22 protein-coding genes are annotated in these 23123 nt (G+C 63.0%); 13 read left to right on the forward strand and 9 right to left on the reverse strand.

Going from position 1 to position 23123, the window contains the following annotated elements; all coding sequences use genetic code 11:
* Positions 1-3 precede the first annotated feature (3 nt).
* The 3 genes from ASD00_RS03550 to ASD00_RS03560 are packed head-to-tail and all read left to right on the forward strand — an operon-like array spanning position 4 to position 2400.
* Complete coding sequence (locus ASD00_RS03550; protein ID WP_025429105.1) at positions 4-975, forward strand: branched-chain amino acid ABC transporter permease; 972 nt, start codon at positions 4-6, stop codon at positions 973-975.
* The gene (locus ASD00_RS03555; protein WP_057204696.1) at positions 968-1717 is read left to right on the forward strand and encodes an ABC transporter ATP-binding protein; all 750 of its coding nucleotides are present in this window, start codon (positions 968-970) and stop codon (positions 1715-1717) included. The genes ASD00_RS03550 and ASD00_RS03555 overlap by 8 nt, the downstream gene beginning before the upstream one ends.
* A complete protein-coding gene (locus ASD00_RS03560) occupies positions 1714-2400 on the forward strand; it encodes an ABC transporter ATP-binding protein (RefSeq protein WP_057204698.1) in 687 nt (228 codons plus the stop codon). The genes ASD00_RS03555 and ASD00_RS03560 overlap by 4 nt, the downstream gene beginning before the upstream one ends.
* An 8-nt stretch (positions 2401-2408) precedes the next feature.
* On the opposite strand, the gene ASD00_RS03565 is transcribed toward ASD00_RS03560, so the two are convergent.
* The 5 genes from ASD00_RS03565 to ASD00_RS03585 all read right to left on the reverse strand — a co-directional run bounded on the left by ASD00_RS03565 (position 2409) and on the right by ASD00_RS03585 (position 7489).
* On the reverse strand, positions 2409-3380 hold the full coding sequence (locus ASD00_RS03565; RefSeq protein ID WP_057204700.1) for a pyridoxal-phosphate dependent enzyme: 972 nt from the start codon (positions 3378-3380) through the stop codon (positions 2409-2411).
* Between the two features lie 93 nt (positions 3381-3473).
* Positions 3474-4721: a kynureninase gene (gene kynU / locus ASD00_RS03570; protein WP_057204702.1), complete on the reverse strand. Its 1248-nt coding sequence runs from the start codon at positions 4719-4721 to the stop codon at positions 3474-3476.
* 15 nt (positions 4722-4736) lie between these two features.
* Complete coding sequence (locus tag ASD00_RS03575; RefSeq protein ID WP_025429110.1) at positions 4737-5660, reverse strand: ABC transporter permease; 924 nt, start codon at positions 5658-5660, stop codon at positions 4737-4739.
* 5 nt (positions 5661-5665) lie between these two features.
* Positions 5666-6445 carry an ABC transporter ATP-binding protein gene (locus ASD00_RS03580; protein ID WP_025429111.1) on the reverse strand — a complete coding sequence of 260 codons (780 nt, stop codon included), beginning with the start codon at positions 6443-6445 and terminating at the stop codon, positions 5666-5668.
* Between the two features lie 63 nt (positions 6446-6508).
* On the reverse strand, positions 6509-7489 hold the full coding sequence (locus tag ASD00_RS03585) for an ABC transporter substrate-binding protein (protein ID WP_025429112.1): 981 nt from the start codon (positions 7487-7489) through the stop codon (positions 6509-6511).
* A 161-nt stretch (positions 7490-7650) separates the two neighbouring features.
* Here ASD00_RS03585 and ASD00_RS03590 point away from each other — a divergent pair, with 161 nt between their 5' ends.
* From ASD00_RS03590 to pcaF, 9 genes are all read left to right on the forward strand, one after another.
* The gene (locus tag ASD00_RS03590) at positions 7651-8424 is read left to right on the forward strand and encodes a GntR family transcriptional regulator (protein ID WP_025429113.1); all 774 of its coding nucleotides are present in this window, start codon (positions 7651-7653) and stop codon (positions 8422-8424) included.
* A 94-nt stretch (positions 8425-8518) separates the two neighbouring features.
* On the forward strand, positions 8519-9043 hold the full coding sequence (locus ASD00_RS03595; RefSeq protein ID WP_225906420.1) for a MarR family transcriptional regulator: 525 nt from the start codon (positions 8519-8521) through the stop codon (positions 9041-9043).
* Between the two features lie 220 nt (positions 9044-9263).
* A complete protein-coding gene (locus ASD00_RS03600; RefSeq protein ID WP_057204704.1) occupies positions 9264-11585 on the forward strand; it encodes a bifunctional salicylyl-CoA 5-hydroxylase/oxidoreductase in 2322 nt (773 codons plus the stop codon).
* Positions 11582-12358 (forward strand): SDR family NAD(P)-dependent oxidoreductase, encoded by a 777-nt coding sequence (locus ASD00_RS03605; RefSeq protein ID WP_025429116.1) that lies wholly within the window; start codon positions 11582-11584, stop codon positions 12356-12358. The genes ASD00_RS03600 and ASD00_RS03605 overlap by 4 nt, the downstream gene beginning before the upstream one ends.
* 2 nt (positions 12359-12360) lie before the next feature.
* A complete protein-coding gene (locus ASD00_RS03610) occupies positions 12361-13203 on the forward strand; it encodes an enoyl-CoA hydratase family protein (RefSeq protein ID WP_057204707.1) in 843 nt (280 codons plus the stop codon).
* A gap of 2 nt (positions 13204-13205) precedes the next feature.
* A complete protein-coding gene (locus tag ASD00_RS03615) occupies positions 13206-14402 on the forward strand; it encodes an acyl-CoA dehydrogenase family protein (RefSeq protein WP_057204709.1) in 1197 nt (398 codons plus the stop codon).
* Positions 14403-14494: 92 nt separating this feature from the next.
* A complete protein-coding gene (locus ASD00_RS03620; protein ID WP_057204711.1) occupies positions 14495-14890 on the forward strand; it encodes a RidA family protein in 396 nt (131 codons plus the stop codon).
* A gap of 11 nt (positions 14891-14901) precedes the next feature.
* The gene (locus ASD00_RS03625; RefSeq protein WP_057204713.1) at positions 14902-16881 is read left to right on the forward strand and encodes a 3-hydroxyacyl-CoA dehydrogenase NAD-binding domain-containing protein; all 1980 of its coding nucleotides are present in this window, start codon (positions 14902-14904) and stop codon (positions 16879-16881) included.
* Positions 16878-18080 (forward strand): 3-oxoadipyl-CoA thiolase, encoded by a 1203-nt coding sequence (gene pcaF / locus ASD00_RS03630; protein ID WP_057204715.1) that lies wholly within the window; start codon positions 16878-16880, stop codon positions 18078-18080. Before ASD00_RS03625 ends, pcaF begins: the two co-directional genes overlap by 4 nt.
* A 345-nt stretch (positions 18081-18425) precedes the next feature.
* Here the strand turns inward: pcaF and ASD00_RS03635 are convergent, their stop codons facing one another.
* From ASD00_RS03635 to queC, 4 genes are all read right to left on the reverse strand, one after another.
* Positions 18426-19739, reverse strand: a complete 1314-nt coding sequence (locus tag ASD00_RS03635; protein ID WP_057204717.1) for an alkyl/aryl-sulfatase — start codon at positions 19737-19739, stop codon at positions 18426-18428.
* A gap of 467 nt (positions 19740-20206) precedes the next feature.
* Positions 20207-20935 (reverse strand): 7-carboxy-7-deazaguanine synthase QueE, encoded by a 729-nt coding sequence (queE, locus tag ASD00_RS03640; protein ID WP_057204719.1) that lies wholly within the window; start codon positions 20933-20935, stop codon positions 20207-20209.
* Positions 20932-21288, reverse strand: coding sequence for a 6-carboxytetrahydropterin synthase QueD (queD, locus tag ASD00_RS03645; protein WP_057204722.1), 357 nt, complete (start codon positions 21286-21288; stop codon positions 20932-20934). The genes queE and queD overlap by 4 nt, the downstream gene beginning before the upstream one ends.
* Entirely contained in the window at positions 21288-21998 is a 711-nt protein-coding gene (queC, locus tag ASD00_RS03650) for a 7-cyano-7-deazaguanine synthase QueC (RefSeq protein ID WP_025429124.1), read from the reverse strand. Before queC ends, queD begins: the two co-directional genes overlap by 1 nt.
* Positions 21999-22312: 314 nt before the next feature.
* On the opposite strand from queC, the gene ASD00_RS03655 reads away from it, so the two are divergent.
* On the forward strand, positions 22313-23080 hold the full coding sequence (locus tag ASD00_RS03655; protein ID WP_057204724.1) for a 3-hydroxyacyl-CoA dehydrogenase: 768 nt from the start codon (positions 22313-22315) through the stop codon (positions 23078-23080).
* Positions 23081-23123 lie beyond the last annotated feature (43 nt).

Genomic DNA, 23123 nt, shown 5'->3' on the forward strand with positions numbered 1-23123 from the left:
CCGATGAACCGCGAAACGACAGTCAATCTGCTTCTGGCGCTCCTCCTACTCGGCGCACCGCTTGTCGCCGTCGGCATGGGCGAACCCTTCTATGTGACGCTTGCAACCCGCGTCGCCGTGCTGGCACTTGCCGCCGTCGGCCTCAACCTGGCGCTCGGGCTCGGCGGGCTGCTTTCCTTCGGCCATGCAGCCTTCTTCGGCCTCGGCGGCTATGTCGCGGGTATCCTTGCGACGCACGCCTTCAATGGCGAACCGCTGTTCGCCGACATTCCGGCAACGACGTCGATGCCACTCATCTGGATAACGGCGGTGGTGGTCGCAGGGCTCGTTGCGTTGCCCATCGGTGCGATCAGCCTGCGCACGACAGGCGTCTATTTCATCATGATCACCCTCGCCTTCGCGCAGATGATCTACTATTTCGCAATCTCCTGGCCGGCCTATGGCGGCGAAGACGGCCTGTCGATGTCGGTGCGCAACGCCTTTCCCGGCGTCAATACCGCCAAGCCCCTGCCCTATTTCCTGGTCTGCTACGCCGCGCTGATGGCAACGCTTCTCCTGTTCCGCATCGTCGAGGGTTCACGCTTCGGCAGCGCCCTGCAGGCAGCGCGACAGAACGGCACCCGCCTTGCCGCCGTCGGCATCGCGCCCTTCAACATCCGGCTCGTCGCCTTCGCGGTCTCCGCGATGATCACCGGATTTGCCGGTGCGCTCTATGCCGATCTCAATCGCTTCGTCGGCCCTTCGATGCTGTCGTGGCACATGTCGGGCGAACTGATCGTTCTCATCATTCTCGGCGGCAAGGGCCGGCTGTTCGGGCCCGTCGCCGGCGCCATGATCTTCGTGTTCTTCGAATATGTGCTCGGCGGCATCACCGAGCGCTGGCAGTTCTTCCTCGGCCTCATCCTGCTCGGCATCGTGCTTTTTGCACGCGGCGGGCTGCTGGGCCTGCTCTCGGGAAAGCCGCGCCATGTCTGAGCCAATTCTTGAAATCCGCGACCTCAGAAAATCCTTCGGCGCGCTCAAGGCCACCGACGGGGTGAGCCTCGAGCTTCACCCGGGACAAATCCATGCGCTGATCGGTCCGAACGGCGCCGGAAAAAGCACGCTGATCCACCAGATCGCCGGCTCGCTCAAGGCCGACAGCGGGACGATCCGCTTTCTCGGTCAGGACATCAGCGGGCACGACATGGCCGCCCGTGCGAGGCTTGGACTTGCGCGCAGCTTCCAGATCTCCTCGCTGGCGCAGGAGTTCTCGGCCCTTCGCAACGTCATGCTAGCGGTGCAGGCAAGCCGTGGCAGCAGCTTTCGTTTCTTTCGCCAGGTGGTCGATGACAAGGACCTGACCGAACCGGCAATGGCGATGCTGGAGCGCGTCGACCTCGCCGCGCGCGCCCATGTACCCGCAGCCGAACTCTCGCACGGAGAACGCCGGCAGCTTGAAATCGCCATTGCGCTGGCGCTTTCGCCGAAGGCCTTCCTCTTCGACGAGCCGATGGCCGGCATGGGGCCGGAGGGCTCCAAACGGCTGACGTCTTTCCTCGATGGGTTGCGCCAGCAGGCACCGATGCTGCTTGTGGAGCACGACATGGACGCGGTCTTTGCACTGGCGGATCGGATATCCGTGCTTGTCTATGGCCGCATCATCGCGACGGGCACGGTCGAGGAAATACGCAGCGACCCGGAAGTGCGCCGCGCCTACCTGGGAGAAGCCGCGTGAGCCTGCTGGAACTGAAAGGTCTCGAAACCTTCTATGGCGCTTCCCAGGCGCTCTTCGGCGTCAATCTCGATGTGCGGGAGGGCGAAGTGGTTGCGCTCATGGGCCGCAACGGCATGGGCAAGACGACGACGATCAACTCCATCCTCGGCCTTGTGCGCCCGCGCTCAGGTGTGATCAGCTTCGCGGGCAAGGCGATCTTCGGCATGCGGCCGCACCGGATCGCCAGACTCGGCCTTGGCCTCGTGCCCGAAGGACGGCGCTGCTTCCCGAACCTCACCGTCATGGAAAACCTCGTTGCCACCGCTCGTGGCAGCGAGTGGACCTTGGAGAAGGTGGTCGCGCTCTTTCCCCGCCTCGGCGAACGGCGCGACCAATATGCCAATACGCTTTCCGGTGGCGAGCAGCAGATGCTTGCCATCGGCCGGGCGCTGATGACCAATCCCAGCCTGCTCATTCTGGACGAGGCGACCGAGGGCCTGGCGCCAGTGATCCGGCAGGACATCTGGTCGGCGATCCGTACGCTGAAGACGGCCGGCCAATCGATCCTCGTCGTCGACAAGACGCTTTCGGAATTGCTACCCCTCGCCGACCGCTGCTTCGTGCTGGAGAAGGGCGCGACGGTGTTCACGGGATCGCCGGCAGCGCTGACGCCGGCGCTTCAGGATCGCTATCTCGGCGTCTAAGCTTTCAGTCAGGCGGCGGGAATGCCGCCACCAAGCACGACGGAATAGGCCACAGCGTCGATATTGCCGCCGGAAATCACGCAGACGATGTTTCCCTTAAGGTCCGGTCGGGCGATCGCGGCGGCAAGTGAGGCGGCGCCCGCACCTTCTGCCACGATCTTGGCCTTCCTGAACAAAAGCCGCATCGCGTCTGTCACCTCAGCGGGACTGACGGCAATGGCCCCGTCGATCAGTTCGCGTGCGACCGGCCAAAGCTGCGGGACCAGCGACGGAGCGCCGATGCTCTTGATGAAGGACGGGCGGGTTTCGATCATCACAATCCGCCCCGCCTCAAGTGCGGCGCAAACCGGGGCGGCGCTGTCGTCTTCGACCGCAAAGACGCGTGCCGGCCGGGAACCGGTCTTGATGGCACTGGCGACCCCGGTGGTCATGCTGCCGCCGCCATAGGGGGTCAGCACCACGTCGACATCGGGCAGGTCCTCGACGATTTCCATGCCGATCGAGCCGTTGCCGGAAAGCACCGCCTGATCGGTCACCGGATTGATCAGCAGTTCCGGCGCATCCGGCCTGTCCGCGCTGACAATGTAGTCCCACCAGGTCTCCGCGCTCACGAAGCGCACCTCCCCGCCAAGGTCGCGCACGCCCTCGATCTTGGTCTGTGGCGCTCCGCGGTACATATAGGCGACCATCGGAACACCGATGAGGCGCGCGGCCCAGGCCATGCCGTAGGCCATATTGCCGGAACTCGTGACCGCGACGCCGCCCCGCAGAGCAGCAGGGTCGCGCGACAGCACTGCATTCAGCGCTGGGCGGAGCTTGAAGGCGCCAATCGGAGAAAGCGTCTCCAGTTTCAGGAAGATTTGCCGGTCCGAAAGTCCGAGGTCGAGCCTGACCAGCGGCGTGCGCGCGACGTGGGGAGCGATGCGGCCACGCGCCTCGGCGATTTCGTCCAATGTCGGCCGGTGTGGTGCAGCGGTCATTGCGAAAGTCCCCCTGGGCGGCGCGATCTTTATCGGCGTCTCAGTGTGACGCTGCGGGCGGTATGCCGCCCGCAGCTTGTCGATGCTATCAGATCAGGTCACGGCCGCACGAACGGCAAAGCGCGCATCCTGCCATGTACCGGTGCGCAGGATCTCTTCCAGAATTTCGACCGCCTGCCAAACGTCGGCGTAGCTTACATAGAGCGGGGTGAAACCGAAACGAATCGTCGACGGCGCGCGGAAGTCGCCGATGACGTCGCGGGCGATAAGCGCCTGCATAATCTCGTAGCTGTTGGGATGGCTGAACGAAACCTGGCTTCCGCGCCTCGCGCCGTCACGTGGGCTCTCGAGCTCGAGGCCGTAGGCGCCGCATTTCGCCTCAACCAGCGTGATGAAGAGGTCGGTGAGCCGGATGCTCTTCTCACGCAACTTGGTCATGTCGACCTCATCCCAGACGTCGAGTGCGCCCTTGAGCGCCCGAAGCGACAGGATCGGTTGCGTTCCGCAAAGGAAGCGGCGGATCCCCTCGCCGGCCGCGTAGTGCTTCTCGAAGGCAAAGGGGCGCGCATGCCCCCACCAGCCACTGAGCGGCTGGCGGATATCGCCATGGTGACGCGTCGCGGCATAGATGAATGCTGGTGCTCCGGGACCGCCGTTCAGGTACTTGTAGGTGCAGCCGACGGCAAAATCGACATCAGCGCCGTCAAGATCGATCGGCAGCGCGCCTGCCGTATGGCAGAGATCCCAGATGATCAGCGCGCCATGCTCATGCGCCTTGCGCGTCAGCGCCGCCATGTCGCGCAGTTCGCCGGACTTGTAGTTCACGTGGTTGACCAGAACCACGGCAACGTCACTGTTGATCAGGTCTTCGATCTCGGGCGCGTCGACCCCTTCGAGACGCAGCGCCGCACCCGGACGCGTCGAGACCACGCCCTCGGCCATGTAGAGGTCGGTCGGGAAACTGCTGCCTTCGCTGACGATCACCGAGCGCTCCGGCCGCAGCGCCATCGCCGCATGCAGGGCCTTGTAGATGTTGATCGATGTGGTGTCGCAAACGACGGTCTGGCCGGCCGCCGCGCCAATCAGTCGGCCAACCCGGTCCCCGAGCGCAAGCGGCATCTCGAACCATCCGGCCGTGTTCCAGCTTCGGATGAGATCCTGGCCCCATTCCTCCGTCGCCGCCATGCGAAGCTCGTCGAAGGCAGCGGTCGAAGCAACGCCGAGCGAGTTGCCGTCGAGATAGATGAGGCCCGGTGGCAGGATGAAACGATCGCGCATCGGACGTAGCACGTCGGCCGCATCCATCGCCTCGATCGCTGCAAAATCAGGAACTGCACTCATGAAGATGGTCCTTGGTTATTCACGAACGGTTTCGCGGGCTGGTGCCGGCCCGCGGCTTCGCTTGAGGCTCGGAAGAGCCAGCATGGCGAGAACGAAGAGGCCAGTCGCAAGTTTCAGATCCGGTGGTGGCATGCCGGCGGCCAGGCAGAAGGAGACGAGCTGATAGTAGACGACCGCGCCGACAAACGGGGCGGCGAGTTGGCGCAACACGCTTTGCTTTCCGACGATCGCCTCGCCGATCATCAGCGCCGCGAGCCCATTGATAAGGATGCCGAGGCCCATGTTGACGTCGGCAAAGCCCTGCGACTGCACCATCAGCGCTCCGCCTGCCGCCGAAAACGCGCCGGCAAGCCCGACGCCGCCGATCGTCGCCAGCCAGACGTTGATGCCCTGCGCTTCCGCCATGTCGGGATTGGCACCGACGGCCCGGATCGCCGTTCCCTTCTCGGTCCTGAAGAAATGATAGAGCAGGAAGAAGACGATGAGTGCGATGAGGCCGGCGACAACGATCTTGCTTGCCGGGAAACCCGGCTGCAGCCCTGGCACCCAGTCGAACATCGTCGGCGCCCCGAAAACCGATAGGTTCGACCGGCCCATGATGCGCAGATTGATCGAATAGAGCATCGTCATCATTAGGATGCCGGCAAGCAACGTGTGAATGCGGAATCTCAGATGGATGAACGCCGTGCAGCAGCCGGCGACAAAACCGGCGAGGAGTGCGATGGCGATCGCGGCGAGCGGCGACATGCCGGCCGCCATCAGTACACCGCAGACGCAACCGCCAAGCGGGAACGCGCCCTCGCTGGTCAGATCCGGGAAGCTCAGCATGCGAAACGGGATCATGATCCCCAGCACGACGAAGGCAAGGATCAGGCTCTGGGCCAGCGTGACGGGAACGAGCGAGACGAAACTCGCGATTGTGTTTTGAATAATATCCATGATCGTCAGCTCGCCAGGAACATGCGGTCGGTTTTGACGGAGAAATGGCCGATCAGGTCCGGCACCGTCGTCTGGGCCTTGTCCTTGCCATCGATTTCGAGGCGGACGCGCCCGGCATCGAGCATGACGACCTTGTGGCCGAAATCCACGGCATGCTGCATGTTGTGCGTCACCATCAGCGTCGTCAGCTTCAAGGCTTCGACGGCGCGGATCGTTGCTTGCATGACGATGTCGGCAGTGCGCGGGTCGAGCGCCGCGGTGTGTTCGTCGAGCAGCAGCAGCTCCGGCGAACCGCCGACCGCCATGATCAACGACAAGGATTGCCGTTGGCCACCCGACAGTAGCTCCACGCGCGTGTCGAGACGCTTTTCGAGGCCGAGGCCCAGAAGCGACAGGCGCTCCTTGTAGGCGGTGAGCCTTGCCGCGTTCAGCCCGCGGCGCAGGGTGCGCTTGTTGCTTCGAAGCTCGGCGAGCAGCATGTTTTCGGCCACCGTCATGCTGGCGGCGGTACCGCGCATCGGGTCCTGGAACACGCGCGCAAGCCGCATGGCGCGTTTGTGCACGGGCGTCGCCGTCACGTCGTCCCCATTGATGACGATCTGGCCGCTATCGAGCGCGAGCGCCCCGGAGATGGCGTTGAGCATGCTGCTCTTGCCGGCGCCGTTCGAGCCGATGACGACGCCGAACTCGCCTGTTGCAAGGCTGAGGCTGAGGCCGTCGAGTGCGACCTTTTCGTCTGCCTGCCCCTTGTAGAAGACCTTGCGGGCCGATCTGATTTCCAGCATTGGCTCCCCCTCATAACCCATGAAGTGACGGCGCTCCCGACGCCGTCACCTATTCGCCCAAAATCAGTCGACCAGGCAGCCGCAATCGGCGAGCGATGCCGGTATTGCGATGCCGAAGGCCGCCGCCGCTTTCTTCGAGATCAGCGGTGCATGGTCCTCATAGCTCGGACGCGACGGCGCGATCGTCTTCGGGTCCTTGCCCCCAAGGATCTCCGCGGCAATCTTGCCGGCATTCATGCCGACCTGCTCGTAGTTGACGGCAAAGCTTGCCGGCACGACGCCGTCGCGCACAGCACCATCGTCGGAGTTGACGATCGGGATCTGCGCCTGGCGTGCAGCCGCCGAGACGGCGCCGATTGCCGGCTGGAGCAGGTTGGATGCGGGCGTATAGATCACGTCGGCCTTGCCGGCGAAGGAGGCAATGCGCTGCTGGATGTCGTTGACGTTGTCGACGCCAACGGCCACGACCTCAAAGCCGGCGGCCGGTGCAGCCGCCTTGATCTTGTCGAGCAGAGCCGTGTCGTTCGCCTCGCCAGGGTTGTACGGCACGCCGAAGCGCTTGGCCTCCGGAAGGAGCTTGCGGGTAAAGGCCATCACGGCAGCCACGTCCTGAAGGTCCGTCGCGCCAGTCATGCCGTCGTCACCCGCCCCCCAGGACGGAACCAGCTTCGCGGCCACCGGATCGGTGACGGCGGAAAAGACAACCGGAATACCGGATCCGGCGAGCGCCTTTTTGGCGATCTGCGAGACCGGCGTTGTGATCGTGTAGATCAGTTTCGGCTGCTCGGCCTGCAGTTTGGCAATCATCTGCGGAACAAGCGAGGCGTCGAAGTTGGTGTGGCTTTCAGTGTAAACGACATCGGTGCCCTCGACGAAGCCGTTTTCAGCCAGTGCCTTCTTGAAGCCGGCGATCGACGCACTCAATTGCGGATGTTCGCCGAAATTGGCGATGCCAATACGGATCGGATCAGCAGCGGCCGTTCCCGCTCCCCACGCCAGCGCGCCGGCGACAACCAATCCCGAAAGCCAAGTCCTCTTGCTCATACATCCCTCCCAGAATTTGACGAGCGTTACCGCCCTCCTCGGCGGCGTGGGTGGATGATGGAGACGGTCAGACTTCTTGTCAAATAAATATATATATTTTCATCAGAGTCGCAGAACTATATATATTTGTATCGATCCGATGCGGGCGTTAAGGGAACTTGATGCAAGACCACGAACAGTCGACCAAAACCGAATTGGCCTACCGGCTGCTGCGACGCGATATCCTGGCGACGCGTCTCAAGCCTGGCGCGCCGATGAAGCTGAGTGTGCTGCGCGAAAGCTACGGAATCGGCTGGACACCTCTGCGCGAAGCACTGTCGCGTCTGGAGGCGGAAGGCCTGGTCACGGCCATCAGCAACCGCGGCTTTGCCGTTGCTCCGGTTTCACGCGAGGAACTGGACGATCTCACACGCGCGCGCCTGGCCGTCGAAATGCCGTTGCTTCTCGAGTCGATCGAGAACGGCGACAGCGCATGGGAATCGGCCGTCGTCACCGCGCATTACCGGCTGTCCCGCTGCAAAGTCTCGGTCGAGCATTTCTCCGAAAGCGAGATCGACGAGTGGGACGAAAAGCACGCCGCCTTCCACGCAGCACTGATCGGTGCGGCACGATCGAACTGGTTGACCCGCTTCCAGTCAACGATTTCCGATCAGCTTCGTCGCCACCACCGTTTCCTCAGCCTGGCCCCGACATTGAGGGCTGCCGCAGGGATGAGCAAGGGATACGAGGAAGCGGTCGCCGCCTTGCAAGACGCGATGGCGATCGAGCATCACACTGAGCTGATGGAGGCGGCACTTGATCGAGATTTCGAGCGCGCCAGGACGCTGATGGCCGACCACATCGGCTTTACCGTCAATGTCTATGTCCAATCCGAGGACGGTGGCCGTTCTCAATCTTCCGGGCACCCGTCGTTGCCGGGGGTTGCGTCCAAATGACGGCCCAACGCAGCCTGTCCAAGAGCCGGAAACATCTCTAATAAGGGCAAGGCGGCAGTATACGCCTGCAGCTTTGCGAAAGTGGACGTTTGGTATGATGGGTGAAGACAAGTTCGACATCTCGCCGGAATGGGTGGATGGCGAGACCAAGGCCCTCGAGGCTCCCGGCGATCACCGTGTCGAGCTCAGGCTCTGGCTGCGTCTGCTGACGTGCTCGACACTGGTCGAGAGCGAAGTCCGCCGGCGGCTCCGGGAAGAATTCGACTCCACCCTGCCACGTTTCGACCTGATGGCCCAGCTCGAGCGAGCGCCTGATGGCATGGTGCTGGGGGAAGTCTCTAAGCGCATGATGGTCTCACCCGGCAACATAACGGTTCTTGTGGAACGGCTGACCGAGAGCGGTCACATCAGCCGTACGACACTGCCGACGGATCGACGTGTACAGATCATCGCGCTGACGCCCTTCGGCCGCGCCGAATTCGAGAAGATGGCGGCAAGGCATTCCGACTGGATCTCCGACCTGTTCGCTGGACTTTCAGCGAAGGAGGGCGGTGTGTTGATGGACGAGCTTGCCAAGCTCAAGCGATCCATCGTTGCTGCGTTGGCCCGGAACACTTAAGGCACTGCGCCTTTCTTTCCGCCGTCTCCCGAGATGCTCCGAAACGGTTCGCCACTCGCGCACCGCACTCCGGACGCATGTAGCGTCGTCACATTTGTCGAAACAATTTTAAGCTTGAAATTTCTCTGGAACGAGTCCACCCTGCTCCTCGCAGTCCGGGATGACGGTCGACGCCATCTGGACGGTGACACACGCAGCCGGAGCTCGGGAGGAGAACGACATGCGGATCGTCTGTATCGGTGGCGGGCCAGCCGGCCTCTATTTTGCGCTGCTGATGAAGCGCCAGCACCCGGAACACCGCATAACGGTCGTCGAGCGGAACCGCGCCTTCGACACCTTCGGGTGGGGGGTGGTCTTCTCGGATGCGACGATGCAGTCGATGCGCCAATGGGATCCGGAGACTGCCGAGGCGATCGAGGTCGCTTTCAACCACTGGGACGACATCGAACTGGTTTTCAAGGGCCGTAAGATCAGGACGACGGGCCACGGCTTCGTCGGCATCGGCCGCAAGAAGATGCTCAATATCCTCCAGGATCGCTGCCTCGAACTCGGTGTCGAACTCGCGTTCGAGCACGACGTCGAAAGCGACGAGGAATTCGCCGATGCGGACCTCATCATCGCCTCCGACGGCGTCAACTCGAGGATCCGCAATAGATACGCCGACGTATTCCAACCCGACATGGTCGTTCGGCCAAACCGTTATGTCTGGCTCGGCACGGACAAGCGCTTCGACGCCTTCACCTTCGACTTCCAACGCACCGAACACGGCTGGTTCCAGGCGCATATCTACCGCTTCGATGAGAACACCTCGACCTTCATCGTCGAAACCACGGATGACGTCTTTCAGGCCCATGGTCTCGACCATATGGACCAGCAGCAGTCGATTGAGTTCTGCGAAAAACTCTTTGCCGAGACGCTCGACGGCCATAGGCTGATGACCAATGCGCGGCACTTGCGCGGCTCTGCCTGGCTGAACTTCGGCCGGCTGATTTGCGAGAAGTGGAGCCACTTCAACGGCAATAGCCACGTCGTCCTGATGGGGGACAGCGCCCACACGGCGCATTTCGCCATCGGCTCGGGCACCAAGCTTGCGATCGATGACGCCATCGAGCTTACCCGACAATTCGATATCCTCGGCCACGACGAAGCCAACATCCCGGCTGTGCTCGCGGCTTACGAGGAGATACGCCGGGTTGATGTCGCCCGCATCCAAAATGCGGCGCGCAATGCGATGGAGTGGTTCGAAGTCGCCGGCACGCGCTATGCCGATACGCTGGAGCCGGAGCAATTCATGTATTCGATGCTGACCCGCTCACAGCGTATCAGCCACGAGAATCTTCGCCTTCGCGACAAGGACTGGCTCGAAGGTTTCGAACGCTGGTTCGCCGAACGTGCCGGCGCCGAGCCGGCGTCGAATGGCACGGTTCCGCCGCCGATGTTCACGCCTTTCAAGCTTCGCGGCCTGACGCTCAGGAATCGCATCGTCGTTTCGCCAATGGCGATGTATTCGGCGACCGACGGCGTGCCCAACGACTTTCACCTGGTGCATCTCGGTGCGCGCGCCATGGGCGGCGCAGCCCTCGTTTTTCCTGAAATGACGTGCGTGTCGCCTGACGCCCGCATCACGCCCGGATGCTTGGGACTCTGGAACGCCGAACAGACGTTGGCCTTCAAGCGCATCGTCGATTTCGTGCACCAGCAGACGCCTGCCAAGATCGGCATCCAGCTTGGGCATGCCGGAAGAAAAGGTGCGACCAAATTGGCCTGGGAGGGGATCGACCAGCCCTTGAACGAGGGCGCCTGGCCGCTCATTTCCGCGTCGGCCCTGCCTTACCTCGCGCATTCGGATACGCCGCGCGAAATGACCCGAGCCGACATGGACCTCGTCGTCGCCGACTTCGTGCAGGCGACCGGACGCGCCCGTGACCTCGGTTTCGACATCCTCGAACTGCACGTGGCGCACGGCTACCTGCTGTCGAGCTTCCTGTCGCCGCTCACCAACCTCCGCACGGACGACTATGGCGGCGACCATGCGTCCCGCGCCCGCTTTCCGCTCGAAGTGTTCCACGCGATCCGCAAGGCGTGGCCCGAGGACCGACCGATGTCGGTGCGCCTTTCGACGCATGACTGGCACGAAGGCGGCAACACTCCTGACGATGCGGCGATTTTCGCCCGCCTGTTCAAGGAAGCCGGCGCCGATATGATCGACTGCTCCTCCGGTCAGGTGGTGAAGGAAGAAAAACCTGTTTACGGCCGGCTGTTCCAGACACCATTTTCCGACAAGATCCGCAACGAGATCCAGGTTCCGACCATCGCCGTCGGAGCGATTTCCGAAGCCGACCACGCCAATTCCATCATTGCGGCCGGCCGTGCCGACCTCTGCGCAATTGCGCGTCCGCATCTGGCCGACCCGTCCTTCGTCATGCACGAGGCGGCGAAGATCGGCTATGACGGGCAGCCCTGGCCAAAGCAATACCACTCCGCCCGCGCGCAATATGTGAACAATCTGGCGCGCGCCGCAACGACGGTAGGCAAGCCATGAACCGCAGACACGCCCTCGTCACGGGCGCCGGAAGCGGCATCGGCAAGGCGATCGCGCTAGCACTCGCAGCCGATGGCCATATCGTCAGCCTTGTGGGGCGCCGCGCCGCGCCGCTCGAAGCCGTGAAAGAGGAAATCCACTCATCAGGCGGCGAAGCCCACGTCCACCATGAGTTCGATGTGACCGACCCGGCAGCGGTCGAGCAAGGCATTTCGGCTGCGATTGCGAAGAGCGGAGAGATTGCGGTTCTCGTCAACTGCGCCGGCGAGGCTCCTTCGGCGCCGTTCGAGAAAACCGATCTTTCACTCTGGCAACGAGTGCTCACGGTCAACCTGACCGGGGTGTTTCTTGTGACGCAGGCAGCCCTTGCCTCCGTGCGCCGGGCCGGCAACGGCCGGATCGTCAATGTCGCAAGCACCGCGGGCCTCACCGGTTACGCCTATGTTTCAGCCTATTGCGCCTCGAAACACGGCGTCATCGGCCTGACGCGGGCGCTGGCGCTCGAACTTGCCCGCACCGACGTGACCGTCAATGCCGTCTGCCCGGGGTTCACCGACACGCCGCTCATCGACGGTGCGCTTGACACGATCAGCGAGAAGACTGGCCGTTCGCGCGAGGAGGCGCGCGCCAGCCTTGCCCGTTCCAATCCGCAAGGGCGCCTGGTGACGCCCGACGAGGTCGCACACACCGTCTCCTGGCTCGTGTCGGAGAAGGCAACCGCGATCACCGGCCAGGCCATCCCAGTGGCGGGCGGCGAAGTTCTCGGAGGATAGACATGACAAACCCGATGCAGGCCAAGAAGCGCGCCTTCAAAGACCATACGGCCAAGCACTTCCTGTTCGAAACGGACGCTGACGGCCGGGTCGCCACGATCACGCTCGACCGTCCGGAAAAGAAGAACCCACTGACCTTCGAAAGTTACGAGGAGCTTTGCGATCTCTTCCGGGCGCTTGGTCGCGCCAGCGATGTGCGCGCCGTGGTGCTGACCGGCGCCAGCGACAACTTCTCCTCCGGCGGCGACGTCTTCGAGATCATCGAGCCGCTGACGCGCATGTCGATGCCGGATCTGCTTGATTTCACCCGCATGACCGGCGAACTGGTGCGCCAGATCCGCGCCTGCCCGCAGCCCGTCATATCAGCCGTCGACGGCATCTGCGCCGGTGCCGGCGCGATCCTGGCGATGGCTTCCGACTTCCGCGTGGCAACGCCGGAGGCGAAGACGGCGTTTCTCTTCACCCGCGTCGGGCTGGCCGGCGCCGACATGGGCGCCTGCGGCATCCTTCCCCGCATTATCGGCCAGGGCCGTGCCGCCGAACTGCTCTTCACCGGCCGGGTCATGACCGCGACCGAGGGCCACGCCTGGGGCTTCTACAACGCCCTCCACGAGCGTCCGTCGCTGCTTGCCGAGGCGCAGAAATTCGCACGCAGCATCGCCGACGGCCCGTGGCTCGCCCATGCTATGACGAAGAAGATGCTCGACCAGGAATGGGCGATGGGCATCGATCAGCTGATCGAAGCGGAAGCGCAGGCCCAAGCGATCTGTATGGCGACCGGCGACTTCCGCCGCGCCTTCGAGGCCTTTGCCGCCAAGGCGAAGCCGGAATTCAAAGGGAATTGAGCATGAGTTCCCATGAGACGGCTTTGCGCCCACCAACCCGCGACCATCTCGACTGGCCATTCTACGAGGATAGGCATCGCGCGCTTGCCGCCGAATTGGACGGCTTCGTTGCCGGCGGCGGTCTTGGCGAAGTCGATCACCGGGATGTGGATGCCGCCTGCAAACATCTGGTCGCAGCGCTCGGCGCTGCAGGCGTACTTCGCCATTGCGTGCCGAAGGCGTTCGGCGGTACGAGCGAAGACATCGACAGCCGATCGCTTTGCCTCATCCGCGAAACGCTCGCCTATACCGACGGGCTTGCCGACTTCGCCTTCGCCATGCAGGGGCTGGGGACTGGCGCGATCAGCCTTTCCGGCTCCGAGGCGCTGAAGCAGGCCATCCTACCCAAGGTCGCCCGCGGCGAGTGCATCTCCGCCTTTGCGCTTTCCGAACCCGATGCGGGCTCGGATGTTGCGGCGATGGCCTGTGCGGCGCGCCGCGACGGCGACCATTTCGTGCTCGACGGCGAGAAGACCTGGATCTCGAACGGAGGCATTGCCGACGTCTACACTGTCTTTGCCCGCACCGGCGAGGCGCCCGGCACGCGTGGCATATCCGCCTTCGTGGTCTTTGCCGACACGCCGGGCTTCACGATCGCCGAGCGCATCGAGACGATTGCGCCGCATCCGCTCGCCCGGCTTCGTTTCGACAATTGCCGTATTCCGTCGTCACAGCTTCTCGGCAGCCCGGGCGAAGGCTTCAAGATCGCCATGCGCACGCTCGACATCTTCCGCCCATCCGTCGCTGCCGCCGCGATCGGCTTTGCCCGTCGCGCGCTCGACGAGGCGGTGGCACATGCGAAGAACCGCAAGATGTTTGGCGCAACGCTTGCCGACCTGCCGACCGCGCAAAGCACACTCGGTGACATGGCAACGGCGATCGACTCCGCAGCCCTTCTGACTTGCCGCACGGCGTGGCAACGCGACGTGCAAAAGCGGCCGACGACTCGCGAGGCGGCAATGGCCAAGATGACGGCGACGGAGAATGCGCAGTGGGTCATCGACCAGGCGCTGCAGCTCTTCGGCGGTCGGGGGGTACGCGTCGGCGAGATCACAGAGCGGCTCTATCGTGAGATCCGTGCGCTGCGCATCTACGAAGGCGCGACCGAAGTTCAAAAGCTCATCATCGGCCGCGAGCTGATGAAGGGCACGGCACGATAACGGTGGCGTCACCACCTCGCTCGCCAACCACGCTTCCCTTGCATGGCCGGACGATATCCGAGCCGCACTGACGCAACATCTGGAGACAACCAATGCACACCATCCTGCAACCTGAAGGTTGGGCAAAGCCCATCGGCTATGCCAACGGCGTCACTGCGAAGGGCCGCACTCTCTTCGTCGGCGGTCAGATCGGCTGGAACGAGCGCTCCGAGTTCGAAACCGATGATTTCGTCGAGCAGGTCCGCCAGACTCTGAAAAATGTGGTCGCGGTGCTCGCCGCCGGGGGGGCGGAGCCGCACCACATCACGACGATGACCTGGTACTTCACCGACAAGCAGGAATATATCGGTAACCTCCGCGGTATCGGCCAAGCCTACCGCGACATCATCGGCAGGAACTTCCCTGCAATGGCGGCAATGCAGGTGGTCGCGCTGGTCGAAGACCGGGCCAAGATCGAAATCCAGGCCACGGCCGTCATCCCCGATTGAGGATTGCCGACATGCCAGAGATCAGATTTTCGCAGAGCGTTTCCGCCCGTCGGGAAGACGGTGCTCTCGTCGTCACCATCGACAACCCGCCCGTCAACGCGCTGTCGGCGCATGTCAGGTCCGGCCTGATGGCTGCTTTGGATCATGCTACTGACCTTCCGACGATTACCGGTCTCGTGATCACCGGTGCGGGCAGCACGTTTATCGGCGGTGCTGATATCAAGGAGTTTGGCAAACCTCCCATGGAGCCGATGCTTCCCGAGGTGATCGATCGCATCGAGACTTTCGAAAAGCCGGTCGTCTGCTCGGTGAATGGCTCCGCCCTTGGCGGAGGCTGCGAGGTGGCGCTCGCCTGCCACGGCCGCATAGCTGGAGAAAAGGCCGCGTTCGGACTGCCCGAAGTGAAGCTCGGCATCGTTCCGGGTGCTGGCGGGACACAACGCCTGCCACGGCTGATCGGCACGATCGCGGCCATCGATCTCATCGGAACGGGGCGCACCGTCAACGTGAGCGAAGCTGTCGCACTCGGCCTTGCCGATGGCACCGCCGCGGACCCTGTAGCCGCCGCCCTTACGCTCCTGCGCGAACTGGGTGCAAAGTCGCTCCGTCGCACCGGCTTGATGGCGGTCCCGACGGTGGACGCAGCAGCCGTCAGCGCGGCGGAGGCGAAGGTCCTGGCGCGAGCCCGCGGCCAATCCGCTCCGGTCGAGGCGGTACGTCTCGTCAAGGCGGCCGGTCAAGTCGATCTGAAACAGGGATTGGCGGAAGAACGCGGCACATTCCTGCGTTTACGCGACTCCGTCGAGTCCGCTGCCCTGCGGCACGTATTCTTTGCCGAACGCGCCGCCGGCAAGGTCGAAGGCTTAGAGACAGTCTCGCCACGCAGAATCGAGACAATTGCGGTGGTCGGCGCGGGGCTGATGGGGGCAGGCATTGCGGTCTCGGCCCTGACCAGCGGCTGTCGCGTCATCGCTTTGGAGCAGACAAAGGAAGCAGCCGCCGACGCGCGCACCCGCATTGCCGAGACACTCGACAAAACCGTCCGCTCCGGACGGATGGACGCGGATGGACGCGACGACTGCATCGTCCGATTACAGACCACCGCTGAAGCGGCAGACCTCGTCACCGCTGATCTCGTCATCGAAGCGGTGTTCGACGACCTCCAGGTCAAGATGGACTTGTTTCGCCGGCTCGACGGCATCCTTGCGCCAGGCACCATTTTGGCGACCAACACCAGCTACCTCGATCCCGACGTGATCGCCGCGGCGACGACCGATCCGTCGCGGGTGGTCGGATTGCACTTCTTCTCGCCCGCCAATGTCATGCGGCTTGTCGAAGTCGTCGATTGCGCCAAGACCGCGCCCGATGTGCTGGCGAGTGCACTCGCCTTCGTCAAACGCCTGGGCAAGTTACCCGTCGTCTGCGGCGTTACCGAGGGCTTCATCGGCAACCGCATCTTCTCCGCCTATCGTCGCGAGGCAGAGTTCATGCTCGAGGATGGCGCCGTGCCCGACGAGATCGACGCCGCCTTGGAAGCTTACGGTTTTCCGATGGGCATCTTCGCCGTCAATGACATGGCCGGATTGGAGATCGCCTGGGCGCGCCGGAAGCGGCGGGCCGCGACGCGGGATCCTGCCGCACGTTATGTCGAGATCGCCGATAGGCTTTGCGAGGCGGGCCGTCTTGGCCGCAAGAGTGGCCGCGGCTGGTACGCCTACCCCAACGGCGAGCGCACCGTCGATCCGGAAGTGACGGCGATGATCAAGGCGGCGCGCGCCGCCAAGAACATAACGCCGCGAGCCATCACTGCCGAAGAGATCATGGGCCGGCTTTTGAAGGCGATGGTCGATGAAGGAACGGCGCTGCTGGCCGAAGGCATCGCCGCGCGCCCCGGCGACATCGATCTGGTGATGATCAACGGTTACGGCTTTCCGGCCCACAAGGGCGGGCCGATGTTTACCGCGCAGCAAGGCAAGGACCTGAAATCATGAGCGAGGCCTATATCATTGATGGCGTCCGCACGCCCATCGGCCGATACGGCGGCGCTTTGTCGGTCGCCCGTGCCGACGACCTCGCCGCGCACGTAATCCGCGAGGCGCTGGCGCGCCTCGCGTCCGTACCGGCCGAAGCGATCGATGAGGTCGTCTTCGGTTGTGCCAACCAGGCGGGCGAAGACAACCGCAACGTGGCCCGCATGGCCGCCTTGCTTGCCGGATTGCCGGACGCGGTTCCTGGCACGACGATCAACCGGCTTTGCGGCTCGGGGCTGGATGCCGTCGGTTACGCCGCACGCGCGATCCGGCTCGGCGAGGCGGAAGTCGTGATTGCCGGTGGCATCGAAAGCATGTCGCGCGCGCCTTTCGTCATGCCGAAGGCCCAAAACGCCTTCCAACGCAGCACCGAAGTACACGACACAACGATCGGCTGGCGGTTCGTCAATCCGGTCATGCAAGAACGGTACGGCATCGAGTCCATGCCGGAGACCGCCGAAAACGTTGCAGCCGAGTTTGATATCTCGCGCGCGGACCAGGACGGCTTTGCACTCCGCAGCCAGGCCCGCGCTGCGGCTGCGCAAAAGAATGGCCGCTTCGCGCGCGAAATCGCCCCCTATCCGATCAAAGGGCGCAAGGGCGAGACGACGCACGTCTTAGAGGATGAGCATCCGCGCGAGACAACGTTCGAGAAGCTCGCCAGCCTGCCGACGCCGTTCCGCACCAATGGCACCGTGACAGCCGGCAATGCATCCGGTGTCAACGACGGCGCGGCCGCACTTCTGCTTGCCTCAGGCTGCGCGGTCGAACGCTACGGCCTCACGCCACTTGCTCGCGTCGAGGGGATGGCAACGGCGGGGGTTCCTCCACGCGTCATGGGTATGGGCCCCGTCTTTTCCACCAGAAAGCTCCTGGACCGTCTCGGTGTTAGCATCGGCGATATCGATATCCTCGAGCTCAATGAAGCCTTCGCAGCCCAGGCTCTCGCCTGCATGCGGCAGCTAGGCCTTGCGGATGATGCCGCCCACGTAAATCCCAACGGCGGCGCCATTGCCTTGGGACATCCTCTCGGCATGTCCGGTGCGCGCCTTGCGCTGACCGCAGCACTGGAACTTGAACTTCGAGGAGCAAGGCGAGCTGTCGCCACCATGTGTATTGGCGTTGGACAAGGCATCTCGATGTTACTGACGCGACCGTGATGCCGACGGATGCTCCTGCATTACGGCCTGGCGTGTCTCACGGTCTGCGCAGATCGTCAGTCCATGTTGTAGAAATAAAATCGAGAACGCCCCATTCAGGCAGTTGATACCCGTGCGGCCTGGCGGCACCCTTTTTGGGTAAGCGACGTAGCCGATCTTTGTGAAAGAACGCGGTTATCGGTCGCCGCCTTTCGCGATCCGAGCGAGCACGAGTTTGAGAGGGACCTAGGGCTCGGAAACTGGTTATCGTGTGGTGTTCGAAGCCATGATAGGAGCTCTTTCATTACCGTTGCGCAAAACGCCGGCATCGGACGCCGTCTAGTCACGGCCACTCCGTTGTGAAGACTAGTTCTGTTCCTTTCCCTTCGACAGATACTGAGCTGTGGTGAGGTAATAGTTCCGGGCGGTGGCATTGATCTGGCGCTCGCCCAACTCGGTTAGTGCCCGGGCCTTGATCTCGTTGGCTGCTATGTTCGCAGGGTCAATGGCCAGTACATAATCGATCATCTCGGCCGCCCATTGGAACTCCTTTGCTTCGACTGCCTCCCTGGCACGAGCAATCATCTGCTCTGCCCCTCCTGTCATTACGAGCATTTTGCGGGCACGCTCCGCAGGTGGCAGAGGGTTCAGATTGGTGGCGTTCCCATCGAACCATCCGACATAATCGGCGTAAATGCCGCGTACGGTCCAAGCGACACTGCCGTAGTACTCTTGCAGGTATGGACTCGTTGCCAGCTCAGGAGAGAGTTTCACCTCTTGCACAAGCTCGTCCGGCGTCTTTCCCTGCTTGATGCCGGCAAGGGTCTGGTCGAGGACGGTCTTGATCCCGTCCCTATAGTCGACGAGAGCCTTGCGCACCTCGTCCTTCCCGAGGATCGGACGCATGTGACCCTGGACCAGGAAGGTGGCGTTCAAGGCGAGCATCCTGTCGAGGCTGGCGATCCACTTCTCCGGGGGGCGCAGCTTAAGGCCACGAATCGGCGAAAGGTTTGGGTACGATTTGAGAAAATCGTCTCCGGGGATTAGCACGCCCTTGTCGGCGATCCAGATGGCCGTGTTCTCGGGAGATTCTCCTGGCGTATGGATGAGCTGCATCCGGACCCCCGCCACCTCGATGGTCTCGCTGTCACCACTGAAGGTGCGGGTCGGCGGCAGGTAGCCCTCCCGCGTATGCGGTGTCACACGGCCGTATTCGAGCTGCGTGCCTGCGTTGATGAACAGGTTGTCGGGTAGCTTCGTGCCGAAAGCGTCGCCGCCGTCGCGCGGTCCCCTTCCGAACTCTGGACCGGATTCCACCAGCGTCTGATGGCTGTAAATTTCGGGTTTGTCAGTCCCGACAAACACCTTCGCGCCGCCAGAATGGTCCGGGTGATTGTGGGTGTAGATGATCGCCCGGACAGGACGGACCAGGCGATCCCCAAAGGCGTCCACGATCGCCTCCGCGTCGACAGGGTTCGCGGATGTGTCGACGATAATCGAGCCCTTGTACCCCTGGATCAGCGTGACGTTGCTCGCCGAGTAGCCAACGGCGGCGAAGACGCCATCCGTGATTTTAATGATCTCCTTCCGGAATTCGGAGGAACTCTCCCGTAGTTGCTCACGTCCGGCAAACTCATCTTCAAAAGGGTGCGACGACAGGCCAAGAATTGAAACGACCATCAAAGCTACTCCTACCCCAGGGCTCCATCATCCTGGCATGCCTCCAGGAATGGCGGCGACTGGCAGTCCGTCGAGCCGCTGCAGTTGCTGCTGCAAAGGGAGGTAATAGATACCACATGGGAATGGTACCTTTCATTTTGAGAATCCTCGTGTTGGTGCGCTCGCCGAAGGCGGCATAGCCGGTCTGTTGGGCAAGGTTGCCATCGGCACCGGTGACCAGGCGGACCGACGCCAGGCGGTCGCGATACAGGAAAGCCTACGTGACGGCTCCTGTCTGGGCGGTGGCGATGCCCCTCATATCGGGATGCGGATAGCGGTGGCAGTCAGCAGATCCGCAGCATTGTAGAGATAGGGTTGTTTAGCACTGCCAAACTGCAGTGGCGCAGGGGTATACGCTCGACTAGCCGCCTGTGACGCGCGGCATGCGCGTCCTCCCGACCCACACTTTGGACAGCGCTTTCCCTGTCTTAAACGCCCCGTCGATTGCCCCATAGCAAGACGTGCAACTGCGGCAGCACCCGCGCATCGAACCATTTGTCGCCGGTTACCTTGTCGACCAGCCAGAGCATGCGGTTCATGACGCCATCGATGTCCACCGTCGCACTGTCGTCGTCCGGCGGTGGTGGGGTGTGGTTTCCCGGCTGCAGATAGACCGGCAGCGCCGGGTATCTCCCGGCCATATCCTTGGCATAGGCGTAGTCGTGATCATCGAAAACGACGATCTTGAGCACCGTCATCGGCCGACCGGCCGCCATCGCAAGACACTCGTCGAGTTTCTCGAAATCAGTTTCCATGCCGCTCGACGGCGGCTTCGGGCTGACGACGAGGACGTCCAGGTCGGCGAACCAGTCCCTGGCGACGCTGCCTTGCGTCTCAAGCGCAAAGCGATAGCCCTCGCCATGGCCGCGATCGATCAATGGCCCGAGCGGCTGGATGGCGGGGTTTCCACCGGAAAGCGAGACTGTCAGCGGCACGCCGCCCGATAGCCGTCTCACCTCCATCCAGATCTCCTCGACCGACATCGGTTGCCACTGTTCGCGATACTCGCTGTCAACGGCGTGCAGTGTATCGCACCAGGAACAGCGGTAGTCGCAGCCGCCTGTGCGCACGAACACCGTCGGCTGGCCGATCAACACGCCCTCACCCTGGATTGTCGGCCCGAAGATCTCGCTGACGCGGATCGCAGCGCCCGTCATGGCCGATATTCCGCCCAGGTCTTCGGCGTCTCGCTGACGCGAACTGCCGACGTTTCCGGCAGTCGCTCCTTGCACCAGTCGTAGAAATGCCTGGCCAGGCACTCCGACGTCACCCGGTCGTGACCGAGCACATCATTGAGATGACGGTGGTCGAAGCTGCCGTCGATGTAGTGCTTGAGCGGGGCGAGGTCGTGATAATCCCGCACGAAGCCGTCGTCGTCGAGATCCGCGGCGGCAAGCTCGACCTCGACGATGTAGTTGTGGCCGTGCAGCCGCGCGCACTGGTGATCGGCGGGCAGATGGCTCAACTGATGCGAGGCGGAGAAGTGGAATTCCTTGGTGATGCGGTACATCAGCGAACCTCCTCTGCCGAGAAGCGGCTGGTGGCAGCGCGCCAGAAATCCGGATCGGCATACTCGGTCGGGTCATCGACGCCGGCGAGATGGAAGGCCTCGCGCCGCTCGACGCAGGTGCCGCAGCGACCGCAATGGCGTGCACCGCCCTTATAGCAGGACCACGTCTCGCCAAAAGGCGTGCCGTGCTTGGCGCCGTCCGTAACGATGGCGGCCTTCGGGACATTGACATAGGGTGCAAGGAGCTGAACGGTGCCGTAGCCCTCCAACGCCTCGTCCTGCATTTTCTGGAACGCATCGATGAAGCCCGGACGGCAATCTGGGTAGATGAAATGGTCCCCGCCATGGACGGCAACGGCGACGGCGTCGGCCTTTTGCGCCGAGGCGAGGCCGAAGGCGATCGCCAGCATGATGGCGTTGCGGTTCGGCACCACCGTAGCCTTCATCGTCTCTTCGGCATAATGGCCATCGGGCACGTCGACGTCATCGGTCAGCGCCGATCCGGTCAAATGCCGGCCAACGCCGGTGATGTCGATGATCTGGTGTGGAACGCCAAGCCGGTGGGCACAGGCCGCGGCGAAGTCGAGTTCCTTGCGATGGCGCTGGCCGTAATCGAAGGAAAGAATGCCGACGAGTTCGTGCTCGGCCGCGATCCTGTGCGCGAGCGAAACGGAGTCCAATCCGCCGGAGCAGATGACGATAGTTCTCATAATAATGGGTCCCTTGTTTTGACCGGGTGGGCTGCGACCGGATGCGGGCCGCTTCTAAGCCATTGCTGCGGTTTTGACCAGCCCTTAGCGGTGAGCCTTGCTTGCGGCGGCGGCGGCGCCATTCCAATCGGTCGGAACGAAAGACGAGCAATTTTATCCTCTGCGCAAAATGAAAAATCACTTCGGCCGATTTCCGCCGCGTTTCAAAGAGGCTAACGTCTCGCCATCACCGCCTGATGGCGGTGAGCTCCGGCCCCCGTCGTTGGCGACAAGTGCCAAAGGGTGGCGGAGTTCGGTATTGGAGGAGTTCTGGAATGCTGATCGACGGAAAAGTCTTCATTGTGACCGGTGGCGGATCGGGTCTTGGCGCCGGCGTTGCCCGCCTGCTGCACGGCAAGGGCGCTCGTGTCGTCCTTGCGGATATCAACGAAGACGCCGGGCGGGCGATGACCGAGGCGCTTGGGAGCAATGCTCTTTTCGTCAAGACGGATGTCACCAGCGAGACCGATGGCGCAACTGCAGTCGCCACCGCCGTCGATACCTTCGGCCATCTCAATGGGCTGGTGAATTGCGCCGGCATCGCGCCGGGCGAAAAGGTACTTGGGCGCGACGGCCCTCATCGGCTCGACAGCTTTGCGCGTGCGGTCGGCATCAATCTGATCGGCACATTCAACATGGTCCGCCTCGCGGCGGCGGCGATGGAAAAGGAAACACCCGGCGAAGACGGCGAGCGTGGCGTCATTATCAACACCGCCTCTGTCGCTGCCTTCGACGGGCAGGTCGGCCAAGCTGCGTATTCCGCCTCGAAGGGCGGTGTCGTCGCCATGACGCTGCCGATTGCCCGCGAACTGGCACGGCACGGCATCCGTGTCGTGGCGATCGCGCCGGGCATCTTCGAAACACCGATGATGGCCGGTATGCCGCAGGAAGTACAGGACTCGCTCGGCAAGAGCGTTCCCTTCCCCCAGCGCCTCGGCAAGCCGGAGGAATTTGCGGCCCTTGTCCAGCATATCTGTGAAAACCGGATGCTGAACGGCGAAGTCATCCGCCTCGACGGTGCGCTTCGCATGGGCTCACGCTGAGACCTCGCGTCCGCCAGGCCGGATGCGCGTTGCGTCCGGCCAA

The sequence above is a fragment of the Ensifer sp. Root31 genome, assembly GCF_001424825.1.
In the GTDB taxonomy this organism is placed as follows: Bacteria; Pseudomonadota; Alphaproteobacteria; order Rhizobiales; family Rhizobiaceae; genus Ensifer; species Ensifer canadensis.

Excerpts from the sequence above, each read along its gene's own strand:
- queC (WP_025429124.1), bottom strand. The coding sequence starts at position 21,998 with ATGAGAACTATCGTCATCTGCTCCGGCGGATTGGACTCCGTTTCGCTC.
- ASD00_RS03585 (WP_025429112.1), bottom strand. The coding sequence starts at position 7,489 with ATGAGCAAGAGGACTTGGCTTTCGGGATTGGTTGTCGCCGGCGCGCTG.
- ASD00_RS03600 (WP_057204704.1), top strand. The coding sequence starts at position 9,264 with ATGCGGATCGTCTGTATCGGTGGCGGGCCAGCCGGCCTCTATTTTGCG.
- kynU (WP_057204702.1), bottom strand. The coding sequence starts at position 4,721 with ATGAGTGCAGTTCCTGATTTTGCAGCGATCGAGGCGATGGATGCGGCC.
- ASD00_RS03565 (WP_057204700.1), bottom strand. The coding sequence starts at position 3,380 with ATGACCGCTGCACCACACCGGCCGACATTGGACGAAATCGCCGAGGCG.
- ASD00_RS03555 (WP_057204696.1), top strand. The coding sequence starts at position 968 with ATGTCTGAGCCAATTCTTGAAATCCGCGACCTCAGAAAATCCTTCGGC.
- ASD00_RS03575 (WP_025429110.1), bottom strand. The coding sequence starts at position 5,660 with ATGGATATTATTCAAAACACAATCGCGAGTTTCGTCTCGCTCGTTCCC.
- ASD00_RS03625 (WP_057204713.1), top strand. The coding sequence starts at position 14,902 with ATGCCAGAGATCAGATTTTCGCAGAGCGTTTCCGCCCGTCGGGAAGAC.
- queE (WP_057204719.1), bottom strand. The coding sequence starts at position 20,935 with ATGACGGGCGCTGCGATCCGCGTCAGCGAGATCTTCGGGCCGACAATC.
- ASD00_RS03550 (WP_025429105.1), top strand. The coding sequence starts at position 4 with ATGAACCGCGAAACGACAGTCAATCTGCTTCTGGCGCTCCTCCTACTC.
- queD (WP_057204722.1), bottom strand. The coding sequence starts at position 21,288 with ATGTACCGCATCACCAAGGAATTCCACTTCTCCGCCTCGCATCAGTTG.
- ASD00_RS03610 (WP_057204707.1), top strand. The coding sequence starts at position 12,361 with ATGACAAACCCGATGCAGGCCAAGAAGCGCGCCTTCAAAGACCATACG.
- ASD00_RS03620 (WP_057204711.1), top strand. The coding sequence starts at position 14,495 with ATGCACACCATCCTGCAACCTGAAGGTTGGGCAAAGCCCATCGGCTAT.
- ASD00_RS03615 (WP_057204709.1), top strand. The coding sequence starts at position 13,206 with ATGAGTTCCCATGAGACGGCTTTGCGCCCACCAACCCGCGACCATCTC.
- ASD00_RS03590 (WP_025429113.1), top strand. The coding sequence starts at position 7,651 with ATGCAAGACCACGAACAGTCGACCAAAACCGAATTGGCCTACCGGCTG.
- ASD00_RS03595 (WP_225906420.1), top strand. The coding sequence starts at position 8,519 with ATGATGGGTGAAGACAAGTTCGACATCTCGCCGGAATGGGTGGATGGC.
- ASD00_RS03635 (WP_057204717.1), bottom strand. The coding sequence starts at position 19,739 with ATGGTCGTTTCAATTCTTGGCCTGTCGTCGCACCCTTTTGAAGATGAG.
- ASD00_RS03655 (WP_057204724.1), top strand. The coding sequence starts at position 22,313 with ATGCTGATCGACGGAAAAGTCTTCATTGTGACCGGTGGCGGATCGGGT.
- ASD00_RS03605 (WP_025429116.1), top strand. The coding sequence starts at position 11,582 with ATGAACCGCAGACACGCCCTCGTCACGGGCGCCGGAAGCGGCATCGGC.
- pcaF (WP_057204715.1), top strand. The coding sequence starts at position 16,878 with ATGAGCGAGGCCTATATCATTGATGGCGTCCGCACGCCCATCGGCCGA.
- ASD00_RS03580 (WP_025429111.1), bottom strand. The coding sequence starts at position 6,445 with ATGCTGGAAATCAGATCGGCCCGCAAGGTCTTCTACAAGGGGCAGGCA.